Genomic DNA, 19,061 nt, shown 5'->3' with positions numbered 1-19,061 from the left:
CTCAGTCAGCCGTACTAATGTAAACTAAACAGGTGTTGTGGATGTTATTCGCGATGGATAACACGAGTAAGGGAGCAAGATGGAAATATTGTACGGAAAGCTTTACGGATTTGCTGGTATCTCATGTACTGGGATAGCAATCTAATGTGGTTGAAGTCAGCAGGTTTACCCAATTTATGGGATTATCATATCATCAGAAGGAGCACTTGCATGAATCAAACTAAGTTTTTGATCAAGATTCGCGATAGCTTTTGGTTTATACCAGCACTATACGGGGTTATATCTATCCTATTAGTTATTCTCATAACCATTACAGATAGTTGGCTAGTTGATAGCTTTAAAAATAGTATACCTAAGCTATTGCTAACAACAAATAATATAGCTGTTGATTTATACGCATCACTTGTTACGGGTATTTTAACGATGACCACTATTAGCTTTTCCGTTATTATGGTAGTTTTAACAACGTATTCTACTCAATTTTCTCCACGGACCTTACAGGACTTTATGAAAAGTCGAACAACTCAACATGTCTTAGGAGTATATTGCCTAGGCTTTGTTTTTGCATTGATTCATTTATTGACAGCAGGGAAGGAATCCTCCGTAGTTGGCCCGATTGTCATGGTAATCGTTGCCATCATTAATCTTGCGTTTTTCGTTTATTTTATTCACCACTCTGCACGATGGATTCAAGTGAATAATTTAATTGCCAAAATTCGAAATGACGGTTCACAAGTAATTAAAAGTACTTATAAAGACTATAATTTTTTCGAGTATGACGACTGGGATGAAGTTGAACTAAAGGATTTGCAAACGAAAAGTAAACGGGTCATTTATGCTTATGATTCAGGTTATATCCAAAAAATTGATTGGGAAGAGCTTGTGAGACAGGCAATCAGACAGGGATGTACATTGCATGTTCACGCACAAATTGGTGATTTTGTAACGAAAGGTTTACCAGTTATGAGTGTAATTGAAACGGAAGAATGTGATGATAATCATGAGTTTAAACAGTTCCTAGTAATTGGCAATGAACGAACGGATCTACAAGATGTGGAATTTATACTTCAAAAACTGGTGGAAATTGCATTGCGGGCTATTTCACCGGCAATAAATGATCCTCACACTGCAATAAATTGTTTAAATCGAATCGGCGCATTACTAAGTGAGATTGGTTCTATTTATAATGAAAATCGATATTATGCAGATAATAACAAGCAACTACGACTTATCTGTGAGCCAAAACAATTTGAAGATTATCTTTATAAATCATTTTACCAAATCCGACATTATGGAAAAGATGATGTTTCCATGCTTTATGCGATGATTGAAGTACTCTATAAAACCGCAGTTGTCAGTGATAAACCAATTAAGCAAAAGATATGGAATTTTCATTATTACATAATGGATGTAGTAGATTGGGAAAGTTTATCTGATTTAGACCATGAACATCTACAAAAAATGTATAATAAATTCGAAACATATTGTGCTGTTCAGTAGCGAGTAAGGATGTACGATAGGAAAAAAGGAGCGACATTTCATGTTACATTATAAAGCCAGCATTCTATTATGCCTTTGTACTTTTTTGTTAACTGCATGTATGAATGCTGATAATAGTCGTGATGCGGTCGATCACGTAAAAAGTGAAATTGGTTTTCAGAATAAATCAACTAACACAGACTTTCTTACAACAGAAATACATGAAATTACACTTTCAGCGATTGGTGATTTATTAATACATGAAACGGTATACCAAGATGCCTTTAATGGAAATCACTATAATTTTAGTCCGATGCTTGATAAAGTTGCACCTTTTTTGCAGCAATCCTCGATTACAATGGCTAACCAGGAAACGATGATCGGTGGAGTAGACATTGGATTATCAACCTATCCTGCCTTTAACACCCCACAAAAAATGGGGAATGCACTGAAGGAAGCTGGGATTGATGTTGTGACCATTGCAAATAATCATACATTAGACCGTGGGGAGACAGCGATACAGAACGCTATCGCGCATTGGGAAACTATTGATATGATGTATACGGGTGCATACAAAAGTAAGGAAGATCAGAATGAAATCCGCGTATTTCAGACTAACCAGGATATATCGGTTGCCTTTCTAGCCTATACATATGGCACAAATGGGATTCCTGTTCCAAACGGGAAAGGGTATCTGGTGAATTTGATCGATAAAAATAAAATAGCTGCTGATATTAGCGAGGCAAAAAGGTTATCGGATGTTATTGTATTAAGTCTTCATTATGGAAACCAATATGAACGGATGCCTAGTCAGAAGCAAAAAGATTTGGTGCAATTTGCTGCAGATCAAGGCGTACAGGTTATCATTGGGCACCATCCACATGTTCTGCAGCCAGTTGGCTGGATTGAAGGCAAAAATGGGAATAAAACGTTTGTCGCCTACTCGCTTGGCAACTTTCTATCTGGTCAGGATGAATTTTACCGCCGAATAGGTGGGATGGTGCAGTTTACTATTCGAAAGACGGTTAGCGAAGATGCAGAAGATAAGATAGAAGTTGTTTCACCGAAGTTTTTACCAACCTTTGTGGATTACCAGCGCGGAGAAACGCATTTTGAGGTGATTCCCATGTATCAGCTGACAAACAAAACTCTTCCAAATGCGAAAGAGCATTACAAGGAAACCAAAGCACATCTGTCTCAGTGGATGCCTGAGCTTGAGTTTATTGAGGGAGAATAGGTTTTCTGCTGAAAAGAAAATCTATTCTCCGCACCAATTATTTTGTTAGTCTAAACTTCTTGTTTAACGGATAAGAAATGAGATACAAAAGTATTCCTATCCCAGCAAAGGCTATCGTTGGAAACGTGATTTTCGTTCCGAAACCTGGCATGAAATAGAAATCTGCAATGAATAATAGAATCATAACTACACTAATCAACCATAACTGAAGAAATTCTAGCCATTTGTTTGGCTTTTTATCTGTAGATCGCTTTATCCATTTAAATATAACAGTAATAAATAGGTATAGTAAAAACAGATTAATACAGACAATAAGAAATCCCGATCCAAGCGAAATGACTGTGGTAGTAGAGCCCAGTTCAAAAAAGTAATGCATTCCATAACCAACGACGCCGTTTACAAGACTAATAATGGCTAAGAATTGGATGATAATATATGCAATAAAAGGTATTCTTACTGTATTTGATTCATTTGGCACTTCTTGGATGATAGCATTAGAATAATCTTTAGAATCGTCCCCAAAAATAGCTGCAGCTGATTTTCCTGTTTCCTGAGCCTGTATCAAATGTTCAAGCAGTTCCAAGAGTACTTCCTCTGTAGCTTGTTCAGATTTCTTTGCATTTAGACGAATATACACAAGCATCTCCTCATAATACGCAAGGTTTTCCTCGTTCAGAAGTATCTTTTTTCATTATTCACCTTGATAATATCCTTAGAATTCATTATGACACGTTTCCCCCTTTTCAATAATTCGATCTACGGGACCTTTTAATCCATTCCAGTGATTCGTAAACTCAGCCAATGCAGAGCTTCCACTTTCTGTTAAGTGGTAATACTTGCGTTTAGGGCCCGTTTGCGAGTCTTTCATCACGCCTTCAATTAACTTTTCCTTTTGCAATCGTAATAGTATCGGATAAATTGACCCCTCGCTTACGTCGCTTAGGCCATCGTGTTGTAATTTAAGCGATAATTCATAGCCGTAAGTTGGTTCACGTTTAATGATGGAAAGAATACATCCTTCTAAGATGCCTTTTAAGAGCTGACTTTTTAATGACATTTCCACACCTACCTTGTTATGCAAGATACCTAGACTAAAAATGACCACCTTGCAATACAAAGTAGCTTGCTTCCAGTATATAACTTTATATATAATTTGCAACCATTATTTGATATGATAACGGTATGTTTTATAAAATGTGTTTGCACAAAGGAGTTCAATAAATGGAGTGGAAAAATATTTATCGAGGTATGTTAATGGGGGCAAGTGATGTAATTCCTGGTGTTAGTGGTGGTACAATCGCTGTTTTGTTAGGTATTTATGATCGATTAATTGCAGCGATTAACGGGGTCATCAGCAAGGACTGGAAAAAACATCTTGGATTTTTAATACCACTTGGAATTGGTGTTGGCACAGCAATTCTTCTCTTAAGCCGTTTAATAGAATGGTTATTTGAACACTATGCTGGACCGACACAATTCTTTTTTTTAGGCCTAATTATTGGTATTCTGCCTTATTTATTTCATGAAGCGGATGCTAAGCGAACGTTTGAGATGAAGCATTACTTTTTACTGGTGATTGGCGCTATCACTGTCGGATCAATGGCGTTTATTCAATCCGGTGAACCAGGAGTTATAGAAAACATTTCGATGTCTACTTACATATTGTTATTTTTTTCTGGAATTATTGCAAGTAGCGCCATGATTTTACCAGGGATTAGTGGTTCATTTATGCTGTTAATAATTGGTGTGTATCCTACCATTATAGGTGCCATTAGTAATTTACAGCTTGATATAATTGCTGTGACTGGTGTTGGGATCGTAATTGGTATCCTAGTTATGAGTAAAATCATCAATTTCTTTTTGCAAAATTATCGCCATGCAACATTTGCGCTAATCATCGGATTGGTAATTGGATCCATTTTCGTTGTATATCCAGGATTTCCAAGTGCTACTTCATCTCTATTCTTAAGTATTGTGACTTTTGCTGGTGGATTGCTAGTTGCCTATATTCTAGGTCGCGTCGAATACAAAGCCTAAACAGAATATGAGACAATTGGCCAGATAATCAGTAGAATAGAGGTAGAGATGAAAAAGGAGTGTTAATGAATGGAAAGTATAAAAAGTGTAGAAAAATTTAATGAGGTTATCCAAAGTGAAAATCCTGTAATTATAAAGTTCTTTGCTGATTGGTGTCCGGACTGTAAACGTATGGATATGTTTATTGGTGATGTTACCGAAGAATTCAACGGTTACAACTGGTATGAGGTAAATAGCGATGAAGTAAAAGGACTTGCTGAAAAGTATGAAGTAATGGGAATACCTAGCGTCCTGGTTTTCAAAAATGGTGAAAAAGTTGCTCATCAACACAGTGCACATACAAAATCACCTGAATCAGTAAGTGAATTTTTACAAGAGCAACTTGGTTAAACATCAAAAGCACCCATGATTGGGTGCTTTTATAATGGATTAAACCAAATCAAATTCCAGCTTTCTACTATTGGTAAATTGAATTTTACTATTTTGTAGAGGGAAGTGGTTTTTATTTAATTTTTTTGGTTTCAGTTGATAGATTTTTGTGAAAGTCTCTTTATCTATTCCCCCAAAGTTGATCTGTCTAATAGTCTGGATATTTAAAAGACTTGTATCTGGATAAGCTTCTTTTGGATCTTCCCACTCGATTAAAAACGGCAATACTTCCTCTTCATAATTATATTCTGGAAAAAGCATTCGCCACTTTATGATGGATCCATCAGGCTTTTCTCTTGTTGCATGGACTGGACCTACAAATGGGATTTCGTTTTTTTGGAAATGCTCTATATATCTATCCATTTGTGTTGTACGTAATGCAAACTGAAATGGGCCAGGTATATTTTTTTCCAAAACATGTGTGAGATGTTTTATTAATGGATTATCTGCTTTAGTCATTTTCTCGTTATCGTACGTTCCTAACCATTCTATATAACTATCATTTGAGAAGTAAGATAAATAATTATGCGTACCCCATTCGTTATGTTGGCCACCCTTAATGGATTTTATGGTGAACTGATTGCCGTATTGGGCACTTAATTCTTCAGCATTATTAGCAGCTACAACAACATGATCAAGTGCTAGCATTTACGCATCACTCCTTAAATTTAATTCGGTTTTCCTATTCATTGGATTTAAGGATTACTCCAATACACCATACCCTTATGAAAAAGACTTAACCATTATTTAAATCAATTTATATGGGTAAATCATAATTCATTCTTTACATTATCGACTTCTATTACGTATTATGCAAAACATATGTTTGAAAAAATCCGTACAGCGTGATGATTATTTGATATAGTACATAAAAAGAGACTGTAAAGTAGGTGATCATATTGAATCAACCAGCTATTTTAATTGTGGAAGATGAAAAAAAGCTTAGTAGGGTGCTGCAACTTGAACTTGGATATGAAAATTACGATACGCAAATTGCAAATGATGGAAAAGAAGCGCTGCATTTATTGAAAACAAAACAGTGGGATTTAGTGTTACTCGATATCATGTTGCCTGAATTAAGTGGACTTGAGGTTCTACGGAAGTTTCGGCGAAGTGATCAACAAACTCCAATCATTCTTTTGACTGCTAGAGATGAAATCCATGATAAAGTAAGCGGATTAGATCTAGGTGCAAATGATTATATAACGAAACCGTTTCAAATTGAAGAATTATTGGCACGCATAAGGGTGCATTTACGGCAACAATCGAAACGGAATGAGTTAGTTAATGGTGAGCTATATGTAGATATAAATACACGACAAGTAAAGCGGTCTACTGTAGAGATTGAGTTGACACCTCGTGAATATGATTTACTTATATATTTATTACAAAACAAAAATATTGTGCTTACTCGTGAGCAGCTAATCGAAAAAGTATGGGGATATGATTATTTTGGTGATACGAATGTGGTTGATGTCTATATTCGATATTTAAGGCAGAAGATTGATAAAGAATTCGATACTAAATATATTCAAACGATTCGTGGGGTAGGGTATATGATAAAGGATCAAACTAGATGAAGCTTCGTACAAAAATTCAACTGTTTTCCAGTCTGTTTATGTTAGTGTTAATTTTATTAATTAATACGTCTATCTATTACTTTTTTTATAAAACATCTGCAGAAAATGAGCTAGACCAGTTAAATGCACAAACCGAAACAATTATACGCACATTGAATGAGAATCCAACTATTCCAAAGGATCAACTATTGCGTGCTTATCTCCCAAATGAAGGTATGATTCGGGTGATTGACAAAAAAGAAAAAATCCGTATTACCTTAACAAAACACAGTTCATATACAAGCCTTCCTATTACTTTTTCATCAAATGAGATACAAGAAGTAAGGTCACTTGATGATCATGTCAATGTTGCGGTCGTCGCACAACCAATTATCTGGAGTGATGGCAATGTTGTTACATTACAGGTTTCCAAGCATTTAACAGGACTCGGCGAGACAATGCGAACCTTATTGTACGTTGTTATAGGTGCATCGATTATTATGCTCCTCCCAACTATTTTTGCGGGTAGAATATTGACCGGTTTTCTATTAAAACCTATTCAGGCTTTAATTCAAACAATGAATGCTAATAAAAAAGAGGATACCTGGGAAAAGATTCCGGTACGTAATCATTCTAAGGATGAATTGCATCAAATGGAACAAACATTTAATGAAATGATTGACCATCTGAGAGAAAGCTTCAGCAAACAAGAACAATTTGTTTCCAATGCATCACATGAACTAAAAACACCAATTGCAATTGTAAAAAGCTATGCACAACTTCTAGAACGGCGTGGAATAGACCGTCCTGAGATTTTTCAAGAATCAATTGGAGCTATTGAAGCGGAAGCAGATCGAATGCAGAAGTTAGTAGAGCAATTACTTTTTCTTGCCAAAAGTAAAAGTGAAGGTGTGTTAACTGAAGTAAACATAGTCAATTTGTGTTTAGATGTTGTTGCTGTTTTTAATGGTGCCTATAATCGTTCCATAAAGGTCAATAAGGAGCATGTGAATGTACTCGTAAAAGCAAATGCAGAACAGCTTAAACAAGTGGTTTATAGTTTAATTGATAATGCATGTAAGTATAGTGATGCAGAAATCATTGTAACCATTTCAGCTGATGATAAGAATGTTACGGTTAAGATTCAAGACTTTGGCCAAGGCATTACAGAAGAGGAGCAAGCAAAAATTTTCGATCGTTTTTACCGAGTAGATAAGGCCAGGAACAGGGATAGTGGCGGAACAGGGCTCGGGCTTTCTATCGCCAAATCAATTGTCGAGGCGCATAAAGGAAAACTTACGGTATTAAGTGATATAGCAGAAGGCAGCACTTTTACGGTAATCCTCCCGATTGTAATAGATCGTTAATCACTTTCTCATCGAATTCTAATCTTGTTCACCATGTTCTTTCATTTATGAGGGATATGATAGGAGTAAGAAAGAAACAAGGAGGAATTAAAATTGAGTAAAACGAAGAAAATTGCAGTAGGCGGGGTAATTGTAGCAGCTGTTTTGGGGTTAGGTATATATCAAGCGACGTCATCTCAGGCAGAGGCATCCCTATCAACGGATGATGTTAGAAAGTTGGTAGCTGATCAATATCCTGGTACAGTTACGGAACTAGAGCTAGAGGAAAAAAAGAATAAAGCGGTTTATGAGGTTGAGATTTTAGGTGACGAAAAAAAGTATGATCTTACGCTTGATGGAAGTACTGGTGAGGTGCTTCATTTAAAAGAAAAGCCGTTATCCAAAAAAGCCAAGAACAATTCGAGTGATGATGCAGATGATAATAAAGACGATGATTTAAAGAATGCTTCTGATGATAAAAACGTAGAAAAGCAACAAACAAATGCAGAAAAAGTAGTAATTGAGGCTAAGAAGGCAGAGGGAATTGCATTAAACGAATTCGATGGGACAATAAAAAGTATTGAACTTGATGAAGATGATGGTCGTTTAACGTATGAGATTGAAATTGAAAGTAGCAAAAAAGAGGCGGACATCGAAATTGACGCCTATACTGGAGAGGTGATTGTAGTTTCACTTGAAGAAGATGATGACGATAAAGATGATAATGACGAAGATTAATTGTAAACCCTGCCAAAGATTGGTAGGGGTTTATTTATTAAGAGCAAAGAAATTTTGGCGATTATCTGTCTAGCTCCAGCACCTAGACACTCGAGACATAAGCAGTTCGCTTCCGCGCGAGCGAAGCACCACAGTGCACCGCTCTGCTTATGCTTGTCGTGTCTTTCAGGGCGTTCTGAGCATTAATTATCTTTTTACTTCGAAGTTTTTTGTTACGCTTGCCTTAACCGTTGGGTATTGTTCAAAATACCATCTAATAAGCTCAACTGTATCTTGTTGTACTTCTTTGACAATTGGCTTATTTTGAAACATATGATAATTACCTCCACCATTTGCACGATAATTGTTTAAGACAACATGATAGATTTCATCTGAATCAATGGGTATTCCATCTTTAGTAACATATTCGATGCGTGATCCAATTGGGTATTGTACATTAATCGTATATTCGATTCCTTCCCACATATCGTAATTATAATGTTGGGGTTTAGGTTGACTAAAGGTCGGATTAACATCGATGTCTCCAGATTCATTAATGATAAAATAGGAAGCTGTTTTTTCAAGCGCTGCAAGGATATCAGCTCCGGTTAATGCTAGTACAACTAATGTGTTCGGATACATATAATTTGCTACCACATTACGCATAGTCACTACTGGATCAAACCCTGTTGATTTATTACTGAGTAGAGAGGTAACAGAAATATCCACACCGGTTATTTCCATTTGTACATGCTGTATGAATTCAATAAAAGGATGCTTACTAATCCTTGCTTGAAGTGGGCTTTGAATGGTCATATCACCCATAATATACCCAATAGGTTGGTCTAACCATTGTTGTGTAGATTTCTCTAACTCCTCCATGTAATCCATTATCTCAGAATCAGCAGGGACTCCATCAAGATCATGTACACTAGCACACTTCTTATTTATATACCAGTTGTCTTCTTCTCTAGTGAATTCAACTTCTATCTCACCATATCTTTCTGCGTTGGATCCTGGTTGTATAACCAATACGTTATTTAGCATACCAGTTAAATTACGATGCTGATGACCTGTCAAAAGCACATCAATACCATCAATTTCCTGGCACATCTGATAACCTTGGTTTTCTCCTGTTAATACTTCAGTTGCTTCTCCTGATTCGATATCACGTTCAAATCCCCCGTGATAGGATGCAATTAATAAGTCGGGCTTTTCGTATTGATGAATATGTTTGACCCATTCCTGCAGGGAGATGAGAGCATCCTGAAAAGTAATTCCTTCTACATGAGCTGGTGATTCCCAATTAGGAATGTAGTGGGTTGTAACCCCAATCACAGCTATTTTAATACCATTATCTAACTTTTTTATATAGTACGGCTGGCCAAAGTAGGCTTGATTGGTGGTTTGATCTACTGTATTTGCAGATAACCACGGAAAATTTGATTGACTTACTGCATTTCCTAAGATTGTTTTTCCGAAGTTAAACTCATGGTTTCCGATGACGCTGGCTTCAATTCCAACTTTATTCATAATGCCAATCATAGGATTTTCTTTTGCGCTATGCTGTTTCACGTAATGTGTCATGAGTGGTGTACCTTGAATCAAATCACCGTTATCAAGAACGAGAAGATTATTATTTTGTTCCCTTGTGCGTTTAACAATCGTTGCATATTTTGCAAGGCCAATATCCGCAGGCTTATTGGTACCATATGTGATTGGCAAGGCATTTCCGTGAACATCACTTGTATATAGAATAGTTAACTTTGCTGTATCCATTTGTAGGTAACTCCTTTGTTTAAAAATCAGTAAACGAAATCAAAGTCGATAACTTTAATTTCGTTTACTGATGTCATTGTCCAAGCTTCAGCACCCAGCGACTAGGGAACTTCCTTCACCTCCGTGTGATAAGTCAACATCGGTTCGCTTACGTTCATCGTATTTCCTTTATTTCCTGCGGTTCAATCCGGTCCATACGTCGCTAAACGGGCAGTTGCGCTTTTCTTATAACTATACAATTTTGCGGCGAACTCTTGCAGATATAAAGTCGATTATGGTTACAACAATAATAATTGCCAATAGGATAAGTCCCATTTCACTCCAGTTACGGTTATTGGCAGCAAATATAATCATTGTACCAATACCACCAGCACCAACAATACCTAGTATGGAAGATGCACGAACATCGATTTCAAACCGGTAGATGGCGTAAGATAAAAACTCAGGAATGATTTGAGGCAGGACAGCATAGAATAGCATTTGCACCTTATTTGCACCGTTTGCTTCCATAGCTTCAACAATTTTCATATCAATTGACTCCACTACCTCAGAGTAAAGTTTTCCAAGCATTCCTGTTGATCCAATCGCGATTGCCAGAACACCTGCAAATGCATTCGGTCCTACTGCTACAACAAATAAAATCGCAAGGATAATATCTGGAAAAGCACGGATAGCAGATAGGATCCATTTACCGATATTGGATAAAAATTTACTGCGAGACATATTTTTTGCAGCGAGGAATCCAAGTGGAATAGCTAAAATAGAAGCCATAAAGGACCCAGCAAATGCAATGAACACCGTCTCAATTATTTTTACTGTGACTTCACCAGTTGCTGCCCAATCAGGGCTAAACAGTTTTGGAATAATGACTCCAAAGTTACTGATAGCACGTTCAACGGCGCGAGCCCAATCAATATCAATACCTATAAAGGTCCATACGTAAACCCCTAGGAGGGCTAAAAGGATTAGAAGTTTTTTAATTTTTTTAATGCCTGATTGTGCTTGTTTTGGAGGTAATGAATAGGATTCCATTAAATCAATGCCTCCCTTAATTTATTGCTTATATACTCAATAACTAATACAACAACAAAAATTAGAATGATAATTGCCATTACGTTCGGATAATTGTAGAATTTTAACTGTTGGTCCAATACGAGTCCAATACCACCCGCACCAACAAGCCCTAGTACAACTGACGCCCGTATATTAATCTCAAATACATAAAGGACAAATGATGTGAATTGTGGCAAGACTTGTGGAACTAATCCATAAAAAATTACTTGAAGTACACTACCACCTGATGCTCGCATCGCTTCAAGTGGGTCCATGTCAACAGATTCTATTGTTTCACTAATCAATTTCGCCAAAATACCTAATGAGAATATGATGAGTGCAACGATACCCGGAAACAGACCAACACCGAATAGTCCTACGAAAATAACAGCCAAAACTAAATCTGGAATAGTACGTAAAATGTTGAGTAGTGTTCGTGTTGTAATGTAAAGCGGTTTAATTGAAGTAATATTTTGTGCTGATAAAAGAGCCAATGGAACAGTTAGAATAGCTGCAACCGTTGTGGCTATAATTGCCATTTGGATGGTTTGTGCCATAGGCCCCCATACTGCAGTAATAACACTCAAATTTGGAGGGAAGAACTTTTCTACAACTGTCAGAACATTACCGAATGCATTGCCAAATCCGCCAACCATTTTTTGTTGTGTCCAAAACATACTAAATAAGTAAAATCCTAATACAACAACTAAAATGGTTGTAAGTTGAACCTTCGTTTTAACCGGGTAGATAGGTGGTGTCTTTTGTAACGATGGGGAATTAGATTGTTTGGTCACGATTCATTTGCCCCCCCACGCAAGTCATCCTCACGTATTGTACGGCCATAAATTTCTTCAAATGTTTTTTCCGTAACTTCTGACACTGGTCCATCGAAGACGATTTCTCCAGCGCGCATGCCGATGATACGATCAGCATATTCCATAGCCATATCAATAAAGTGTAAGTTTACGATTGTTGTAATATTATCTTCCTTATTAATCTTTTTTAGGTACGTCATAACCTGATGGGATGTTGGTGGATCAAGTGATGCCACAGGTTCATCCGCAAGAATATAAGAAGGTTTCTGAGTCAACACACGTGCAATACTAACACGCTGCTGTTGACCACCACTAAGTTCATCCGCACGATTATACAATTTTTCATCAATGTTTACACGCTGTAAACTTTCATAAGCCAGTCCAACATCTTCTTTCTTGTAAAGGTTTAAAATGGATCGTAACGTACCAGTATGTCCTAGTCGCCCAGCTAAAACGTTTTTTAAAACATTGGACCGTTTTACAAGGTTATAATTTTGAAAAATCATGCCGATTTTTGTACGGAGTTTTCGTAGATTTGAACCACGGTAAGTAATAATATCCTCATCATCAATTAAAAGGGATCCTGCTGTTGGCGTAACGAGGCGATTAATACTGCGAATAAACGTAGACTTTCCTGCTCCAGATAACCCTACAATTACAACAAACTCGCCATCCCTAATGGTGGTATTTATGTTTTTCAAGCCTTCCGTTCCATTAGGGTATACAAGGCTAACATTTTTAAATTCAATCATAATATGTATTTTCCTCCATTAGTTACAAAGTTGAGAAAAGCGCAAGCGCCCGTTAATTGCCGTATGTCCTGACGGACCCGCATGAGATAAAGGAAACACGAAGAGCGTAAGTGATTCGATGTTTCCTTATCGTACTTAAAACAATCTACACCCGAGAAAAAGGGAGAGATAAATACCTCCCCCCTCTGTAAATGTAGTATATAAACTTAATTAATTGCTGCTCTTATAATTCAATATTATCTTTGAATTCCTGGTACGTATCTTTTACTACTTGATATTCTTCATCAGAAGCTTCATCGATTGCATCCCAGTTGTATACTTCATTCATAATTTTGATCATTTCCTCATCATCATTAAACGAAAGGAAGGTTTTTTTGATATTCTGTACTAGTTCTTCATCTAACTCTTTCGTTACAGAAATCGTATCATTTGGGATTTCATCGGTATACCCAATAACTTTTAATTCTTCCATGATATTAGGATGTTCTCCTTCAAGCTCCGTGCGAACATCATCAAATGTAGTCGCAACATCTGCGTCACCTTCTAATACAGCAAGTGCAGCATTATCATGCCCGCCTGCTGGAACAGTGTTAGAGAAAAATTCAGTCTCCACTTCTGGGGCACTGGCGTAATCAAACTTCTTCATTAATTGGCTGGCAGGGAAAAGATATCCAGAAGTCGACCCTTTATCAGCATAAGCCCAGACTTTCCCTTTCAAATCTTCAAGGTTTTCGATACCAGAATCAGAACGAACTAAGTATTGTGCTTTATATGTACCTGATCCAAAACGGATTGATTTTAAAATAACTTCTGCACCGTATTGCTCATTTGCTAGAACATAACCAAAGGCCGGAATAAATCCTACGTGTACTTGGTTAGCGCCCATAGCCTCAACTAATGAGTTATAGCTAGTCATTACTTGACCTTTTACTTCAATATCCAACTCTTCCGCTAAACGATCAGCTAAAGGCTGTACTGTATCTGCAATTGTATCTGAGTCTTGAGATGGTACAAAACCAATTACAAGTGTCTCTGGTTTAAGGCTACCTTCTTCTTTGTCGCCACCTTGTGCTTCTCCTTCATCCGAACCTCCACAAGCTGCAAGAACAAAAGCTAAACTTAATACAAGCAATAGACTGTAAATTTTCTTCATTTTGACCCTCCTGTGTAATTAGAAAATTATAATTCCTACTACTACATTAAATAACATTTCAAGTAAAAATGCTAGACAATTTTAAATAATTTACATCAAATTCATAATATAAATAACTATTTCGACCTTAATTGTGTAACATATTTAAAATAAGTATGTACCAAATTGTGTGCTAGATTTTATATAGGTTTTTTTATTTGATAGTATAGGGTATAAATAAGTTAGAAGGTTTAATAGGAGGAAACGGTATGGTTCGTTACGAGAAAGGATTATTCTTATATAATAGTAATGCTGGAAGTGATGATTTAGAACAAAAACTTGCACAAACACTACCAACTATTACGAAAGCAATAAAGAAACTTACCATCATTCAAACAAGCACCATTGATGAAGCAAAAGAGACGTGTGTAAACTATGCCGATAGTGTGGATATTATTGTTATTTTAGGTGGTGATGGCACAATCCATGAGTGTATAAACAGTATTGCACCACTCGAAAAACGGCCGATTATTGGTATTTTGCCAGGAGGAACCTGTAACGACTTTAGTCGGATGCTGGGTACATCCCAAAACCTCAAGCAAGCTGCAGAAGGTATTGCGAAAGGCGACATTGTTGATATCGATCTAGGTAAGAGTGAGGAAAGTTATTTTCTTAATTTCTGGGGAATTGGCTTTGTTTCAGAAGCGTCGTTAAATATTGATCCTGATCAGAAAAAAAGCTTCGGCGTGCTAAGTTATTATATGAGTACATTACGAACCGTTAATCAAGCGGAACCCTTTACTTACAAAATTAAAACAGGAGTTGAAACGTACAACGGTGAGGCGGTGCTCATATTAGTACTGAATGGCCGGTTCATGGGTACAAAGGAGCTGCCGATAACTACCGCTCATCCCAGTGATGGGAAAGTGGATGTGTTAATCATAAAAACATCGAACCTTGCTTCCTTTCGTGAATTTTTATCAATGAATAAACCAACAACCAATTCAGATGACTTATCTGAATTAATTCATTTTCAAGCTGAGTCGTTAGAAATTGAAACAGATCGTGAAAAAGAAGTTGACATGGATGGGGAAGTAAATGGCACTACCCCTGCTTCCATAACGATATTGCATAACTATATGAAAATGGTTAAAGGAACAGAAGTCATCTAAATGGAAGTAATTGTTAGCAATCAAAATGTTTCTAAGTAGGGCTTTAAAGGAATATACCCTTATTACGTGTTCCTTATAAGGGTTGAGTGACTGATGGAAAATATACTGATTAAGATAAGCGGCTTTCTTAAGAGGAAAGATGCTGATAGCAATGTAAAGACTTGGGTTAGATGGTATTCAAGGATTGGGTTTTCTGCAAAAGGCTCTGTGTATGTATTAATCGGTCTTATTTCCATGATGGCAGCGATTGGTATTGGCAAGAAGAGTGACAGTCAAGGAGGCATTGCTGCGATTGCTGGTAAACCATATGGGGAGTTAATATTGTGGCTGGTAGTACTTGGCCTCACTGGTTATATAACATGGTTACTAACACAAGTTTTTATTGAAGGAGACCATGGTGGAACAAAGATTAAAGATTTTTCTATTCGGATTGGTTACTTTTGTACAGCTATATTTCATATTGGTTTAGGGGTTAGTTTTGCTATCCTTGCAATTAACTCAGGACAGACGGGTAACTCTAAGCAATTTTGGATGGGGAAAATGATTGATATGCCACTTGGACGATTGGCGATTGGTATAACTGGGATTAGCATTTTTGTTTTTGCCGTGATTCAGGTAGTCAATGGTATTAGAGGAAGCTATGCGAAAAAGTTAAATGTTAGTCAAATGAAACAAAAGGAATGGATGTTTACCAAACTGACAGGAAGAATTGGGTTTATTGCAAGAGGAGTTACTTTTGGTGTTCTTGGTGGATTTTTCATTCATGCAGGTTGGACAGCTGAATCAAGTCAGGCAACTGGAATAGATGGAGCTTTGGCTCAAATTGCGCAAGAACCACATGGGCAAGCATTGCTTGGTATTGTGTCGCTTGGACTTTTTCTTTATGGCATTTTTGTGGTTTTGGAAGGAAAAAACCGCAATATTAAAGTGAGTGAAAAATAATTGTAGTAGATGTACAACTGGAGATAATCCATTTAAAGGAGAGTTCATTCTATGTTAGAGGTTGTAGTTGATGTTATTAAAGAGTTTGGAATATGGGGATTGCTTGCTAGTCTTGCAATAGAGGCATCATCTCTTCCGTTTCCTGGTGGATTAGTTACTTTAGTATTTGGTTATATATTAAATCTATCTATGACAGAAGTGGTCTTATATGGTCTGTTGGCAAGCGGGGTTTATACAGGATTCAGTCTTATCCCATACTATATAGGCTATAAACTTGAGGATAAATTAAAAGAAAAAACAAGTCGTAAAAAAATTGAAAAAGCACAAAGTTGGTTTAAAAAATTTGGAGTATGGAGCATAGCTTTCGGCAGACCACTCGGGTTAGGAAACTATATTTCATATGTTGCAGGTGTGAGTAAGATTAATAAGTGGACGTTTTTATCATTAACGTTGCTTGGAATTCTGCCTTGGACAGTTGGTGTTTTATGGCTAGGCAGTGTAGGTAATTTAAAATCAGTGAAATCTTTTATGGAAGAGTTTCAGCTCTATGCAATTATTGCCCTTGTAGTAGGTATTATCATATATATAATTTATCGAAAGAATAAGAAGCATAGACACGCAAAAGTGCAAGAGAAAGCATACGAATAATGGGAATGGGTTCACAGTAGATAGTGAGTCTTCTTTCTTCCTGTTACCTTTTTGAAACTTTTCTCCACAATTTCCGTAATGATAGTACGAGACGTATGATTTAGATGACCAATTTTTAGTTTTCAAACAAAAGATTCAAGCAATTAATCTATTAAAGAAACTTGGAACGGCGATAAAAAAGTAACTGTTTACCACACGATTTCAGGTCGTGTTTTTTTGTGGTAAAAGTATAAAGTTTAACCCAGATGTAACCATATTGTAATACGTCTTTAATAAATACGTTTAAGAAGTAAAGAAAAGGGAATAAATTTATACAATGCTATTTTAGGAGGGTGACACCAATGATTAGACAGAACGTGATTATTTATACGAGTGATAACTGCTCAGAGTGTAAACAGGTAGTAGACAGAATGAACAAGTGGGGAGTAGATTATGTAGAGAAAAATTTATCAGAGAATGAGGGCTACTTAAAGGAGCTGCAGGATAGAGGGATATTTGGTACGCCTGCAACATTTGTCGATGATTATTCAGTCTTAGGATTTCAAGAAAGTAAGTTGAAGTATGAATTAAGCATAATCGAAAGCCAAGATTATTTCAGGAATTTTTATGAAGAATATGATAGCAGGTAATTTTTAACCTGTGTTATGACACAATATCTCTTGGTTTGCATATTCTAAATACAAACAGATGCAAAAGAGGTGTGTCGCATGTTTAACAGACCAAATTACTATCAGGAACCATTTATTGATAATCCGAAACGACCACAATACCATAAGCAGCAATGGCAACAACCAACTATTCCACCATACAATCCTACACCTTATCAAGTCTATGCAAAGCCAAAACAGCCAGCAAATTGGCATACTTTCTCACAATCCAACCAAAATCAATACACTACATTCAATCAACCGCCACCAAGTAACATGTTAACCTATTTTCAAAATAAAAAAGGTGAAGTTGATTTTGATAAAATGTTATCAACGGTGGGTCAAGTAGCCAATACATTCCAACAAATTTCCCCAATGGTAAAACAATTTGGTTCCATTATGAAAAGTTTTAAATGATAACGATAGAAAAGCGGATGGTGTGAAAAGTGTGCTAATCATCGGCTTTTTTTAATGAAAAAATAAATACAAAATAGCAAAACCAGCCATTGTTGGAAATAGAAAATCCTAACCATCTGTAATAGGTAGACAAAAAAAGGGTAATTAATAAATAGATGGACGAAAGGGGGATGATTATGATCGCATGCTTACTCCTTCATGGATATACAGGAGGGCCCTATGAAATTGAGCCGTTATCAAATTTTTTGAGAGAGGAAACGAACTGGCACATAGAAGTGCCGACCCTTCCAGGACATGGGAGAAAGCTCGCTCTTGAAAATGTGTCACATAAAAAGTGGATCTCTGCTGCTGAAGATTGTTTAAAGCAGCTATTGGCAAAATATGATGAAGTGTATCTAATTGGCTTTTCAATGGGAGGTATGATTGCGTCTTATTTAGCTGCAAAATACAAAGTAGATAAACTTGTATTGTTAGCTTCGGCAAGAAAATATCTTTCATTCAAACAAATTGTTCTTGATATCCGTCAGGTGTGTGCAGACGGCTTAAAAGGGAATATAAAAAAGAACAAGTTATATATCCATTACAAGAAAAAACTTGGGGGAGTTCCGTTTAAGTCTAATCTGGAGTTCTTAAAGCTAGTTAAATTTACCAAGCCTTATTTAAAGGAAATAGACTCAAGCGTGTTAATTGCACAGGGACAAAAAGATGGAATGGTTCCTTATAAGACAGCGTATTTTTTGGATAAAGAAATCAATTCGGAAGAAAAGGAAGTTGTCTTTTTTGAGCGTTCCAGACATCTAATTTGTCTTGGAGAAGATAAGGATACATTAAATCAAATGATTTATAACTTTTTATCCAAAGAAGTTGCGCACCCATGAAAGAGGAGTATGGCTGATAATA

21 protein-coding genes are annotated in these 19,061 nt (G+C 36.5%); 13 read left to right on the top strand and 8 right to left on the bottom strand.

From position 1 onward, the window contains the following. Positions 1–210 precede the first annotated feature (210 nt). Together AC3G7N_RS09965 and AC3G7N_RS09960 are read left to right on the top strand one after the other, a co-directional pair. Positions 211–1,500: a DUF2254 domain-containing protein gene (locus tag AC3G7N_RS09965; RefSeq protein ID WP_489421996.1), complete on the top strand. Its 1,290-nt coding sequence runs from the start codon at positions 211–213 to the stop codon at positions 1,498–1,500. A 40-nt stretch (positions 1,501–1,540) separates the two neighbouring features. Continuing rightward, complete coding sequence (locus tag AC3G7N_RS09960) at positions 1,541–2,716, top strand: CapA family protein (RefSeq protein ID WP_489421995.1); 1,176 nt, start codon at positions 1,541–1,543, stop codon at positions 2,714–2,716. 37 nt (positions 2,717–2,753) lie between these two features. Here AC3G7N_RS09960 and AC3G7N_RS09955 read toward each other — a convergent pair whose 3' ends face one another. Together AC3G7N_RS09955 and AC3G7N_RS09950 are read right to left on the bottom strand one after the other, a co-directional pair. After that, on the bottom strand, positions 2,754–3,353 hold the full coding sequence (locus tag AC3G7N_RS09955) for a DUF1129 family protein (protein ID WP_489421994.1): 600 nt from the start codon (positions 3,351–3,353) through the stop codon (positions 2,754–2,756). Between the two features lie 75 nt (positions 3,354–3,428). Further along, entirely contained in the window at positions 3,429–3,773 is a 345-nt protein-coding gene (locus tag AC3G7N_RS09950) for a PadR family transcriptional regulator (protein WP_489421993.1), read from the bottom strand. Positions 3,774–3,937: 164 nt separating this feature from the next. Between AC3G7N_RS09950 and AC3G7N_RS09945 the strand changes: the two genes are divergently transcribed. Together AC3G7N_RS09945 and AC3G7N_RS09940 are read left to right on the top strand one after the other, a co-directional pair. After that, the gene (locus AC3G7N_RS09945; protein WP_489421992.1) at positions 3,938–4,753 is read left to right on the top strand and encodes a DUF368 domain-containing protein; all 816 of its coding nucleotides are present in this window, start codon (positions 3,938–3,940) and stop codon (positions 4,751–4,753) included. A 69-nt stretch (positions 4,754–4,822) separates the two neighbouring features. Next, positions 4,823–5,143 carry a thioredoxin family protein gene (locus AC3G7N_RS09940; protein ID WP_489421991.1) on the top strand — a complete coding sequence of 107 codons (321 nt, stop codon included), beginning with the start codon at positions 4,823–4,825 and terminating at the stop codon, positions 5,141–5,143. A 39-nt stretch (positions 5,144–5,182) separates the two neighbouring features. Here AC3G7N_RS09940 and AC3G7N_RS09935 read toward each other — a convergent pair whose 3' ends face one another. Further along, positions 5,183–5,830 carry a VOC family protein gene (locus tag AC3G7N_RS09935; RefSeq protein WP_489421990.1) on the bottom strand — a complete coding sequence of 216 codons (648 nt, stop codon included), beginning with the start codon at positions 5,828–5,830 and terminating at the stop codon, positions 5,183–5,185. A 251-nt stretch (positions 5,831–6,081) separates the two neighbouring features. Between AC3G7N_RS09935 and AC3G7N_RS09930 the strand changes: the two genes are divergently transcribed. The 3 genes from AC3G7N_RS09930 (at position 6,082) to AC3G7N_RS09920 (ending at position 8,825) form a co-directional block, all read left to right on the top strand. Next, positions 6,082–6,762 (top strand): response regulator transcription factor, encoded by a 681-nt coding sequence (locus tag AC3G7N_RS09930; RefSeq protein ID WP_489421989.1) that lies wholly within the window; start codon positions 6,082–6,084, stop codon positions 6,760–6,762. After that, on the top strand, positions 6,759–8,108 hold the full coding sequence (locus AC3G7N_RS09925) for a HAMP domain-containing sensor histidine kinase (protein ID WP_489421988.1): 1,350 nt from the start codon (positions 6,759–6,761) through the stop codon (positions 8,106–8,108). Before AC3G7N_RS09930 ends, AC3G7N_RS09925 begins: the two co-directional genes overlap by 4 nt. 93 nt (positions 8,109–8,201) lie before the next feature. Continuing rightward, positions 8,202–8,825, top strand: a complete 624-nt coding sequence (locus tag AC3G7N_RS09920; protein WP_489421987.1) for a PepSY domain-containing protein — start codon at positions 8,202–8,204, stop codon at positions 8,823–8,825. A 186-nt stretch (positions 8,826–9,011) separates the two neighbouring features. On the opposite strand, the gene AC3G7N_RS09915 is transcribed toward AC3G7N_RS09920, so the two are convergent. The 5 genes from AC3G7N_RS09915 to phnD form a co-directional block, all read right to left on the bottom strand. Next, positions 9,012–10,583 (bottom strand): bifunctional metallophosphatase/5'-nucleotidase, encoded by a 1,572-nt coding sequence (locus AC3G7N_RS09915; protein ID WP_489421986.1) that lies wholly within the window; start codon positions 10,581–10,583, stop codon positions 9,012–9,014. Positions 10,584–10,814: 231 nt separating this feature from the next. After that, entirely contained in the window at positions 10,815–11,615 is an 801-nt protein-coding gene (gene phnE / locus AC3G7N_RS09910; RefSeq protein WP_489421985.1) for a phosphonate ABC transporter, permease protein PhnE, read from the bottom strand. Then, positions 11,615–12,433 (bottom strand): phosphonate ABC transporter, permease protein PhnE, encoded by an 819-nt coding sequence (phnE, locus tag AC3G7N_RS09905; RefSeq protein WP_489422103.1) that lies wholly within the window; start codon positions 12,431–12,433, stop codon positions 11,615–11,617. Before phnE (AC3G7N_RS09905) ends, phnE (AC3G7N_RS09910) begins: the two co-directional genes overlap by 1 nt. Further along, positions 12,427–13,203 (bottom strand): phosphonate ABC transporter ATP-binding protein, encoded by a 777-nt coding sequence (gene phnC, locus AC3G7N_RS09900; protein WP_489421984.1) that lies wholly within the window; start codon positions 13,201–13,203, stop codon positions 12,427–12,429. The genes phnE (AC3G7N_RS09905) and phnC overlap by 7 nt, the downstream gene beginning before the upstream one ends. A 223-nt stretch (positions 13,204–13,426) precedes the next feature. Beyond that, a complete protein-coding gene (phnD, locus tag AC3G7N_RS09895; protein WP_489421983.1) occupies positions 13,427–14,356 on the bottom strand; it encodes a phosphate/phosphite/phosphonate ABC transporter substrate-binding protein in 930 nt (309 codons plus the stop codon). A gap of 248 nt (positions 14,357–14,604) precedes the next feature. Here phnD and AC3G7N_RS09890 point away from each other — a divergent pair, with 248 nt between their 5' ends. The 6 genes from AC3G7N_RS09890 to AC3G7N_RS09865 all read left to right on the top strand — a co-directional run bounded on the left by AC3G7N_RS09890 (position 14,605) and on the right by AC3G7N_RS09865 (position 19,039). Then, positions 14,605–15,507 carry a diacylglycerol/lipid kinase family protein gene (locus AC3G7N_RS09890; RefSeq protein ID WP_489421982.1) on the top strand — a complete coding sequence of 301 codons (903 nt, stop codon included), beginning with the start codon at positions 14,605–14,607 and terminating at the stop codon, positions 15,505–15,507. Between the two features lie 93 nt (positions 15,508–15,600). Next, entirely contained in the window at positions 15,601–16,449 is an 849-nt protein-coding gene (locus tag AC3G7N_RS09885; RefSeq protein ID WP_489421981.1) for a DUF1206 domain-containing protein, read from the top strand. Between the two features lie 51 nt (positions 16,450–16,500). Further along, the gene (locus AC3G7N_RS09880; protein WP_489421980.1) at positions 16,501–17,097 is read left to right on the top strand and encodes a DedA family protein; all 597 of its coding nucleotides are present in this window, start codon (positions 16,501–16,503) and stop codon (positions 17,095–17,097) included. Positions 17,098–17,438: 341 nt separating this feature from the next. After that, complete coding sequence (locus AC3G7N_RS09875; RefSeq protein ID WP_489421979.1) at positions 17,439–17,726, top strand: glutaredoxin family protein; 288 nt, start codon at positions 17,439–17,441, stop codon at positions 17,724–17,726. 78 nt (positions 17,727–17,804) lie between these two features. Beyond that, positions 17,805–18,161 carry a YppG family protein gene (locus AC3G7N_RS09870; protein WP_489421978.1) on the top strand — a complete coding sequence of 119 codons (357 nt, stop codon included), beginning with the start codon at positions 17,805–17,807 and terminating at the stop codon, positions 18,159–18,161. 176 nt (positions 18,162–18,337) lie between these two features. Beyond that, positions 18,338–19,039 (top strand): alpha/beta hydrolase, encoded by a 702-nt coding sequence (locus AC3G7N_RS09865; RefSeq protein ID WP_489421977.1) that lies wholly within the window; start codon positions 18,338–18,340, stop codon positions 19,037–19,039. Positions 19,040–19,061 lie beyond the last annotated feature (22 nt).

The organism is Virgibacillus carmonensis, assembly GCF_057836705.1.
Note: the sequence above shows the minus strand (reverse complement) of the source record. Positions and strands in the feature narration are given on the sequence as shown.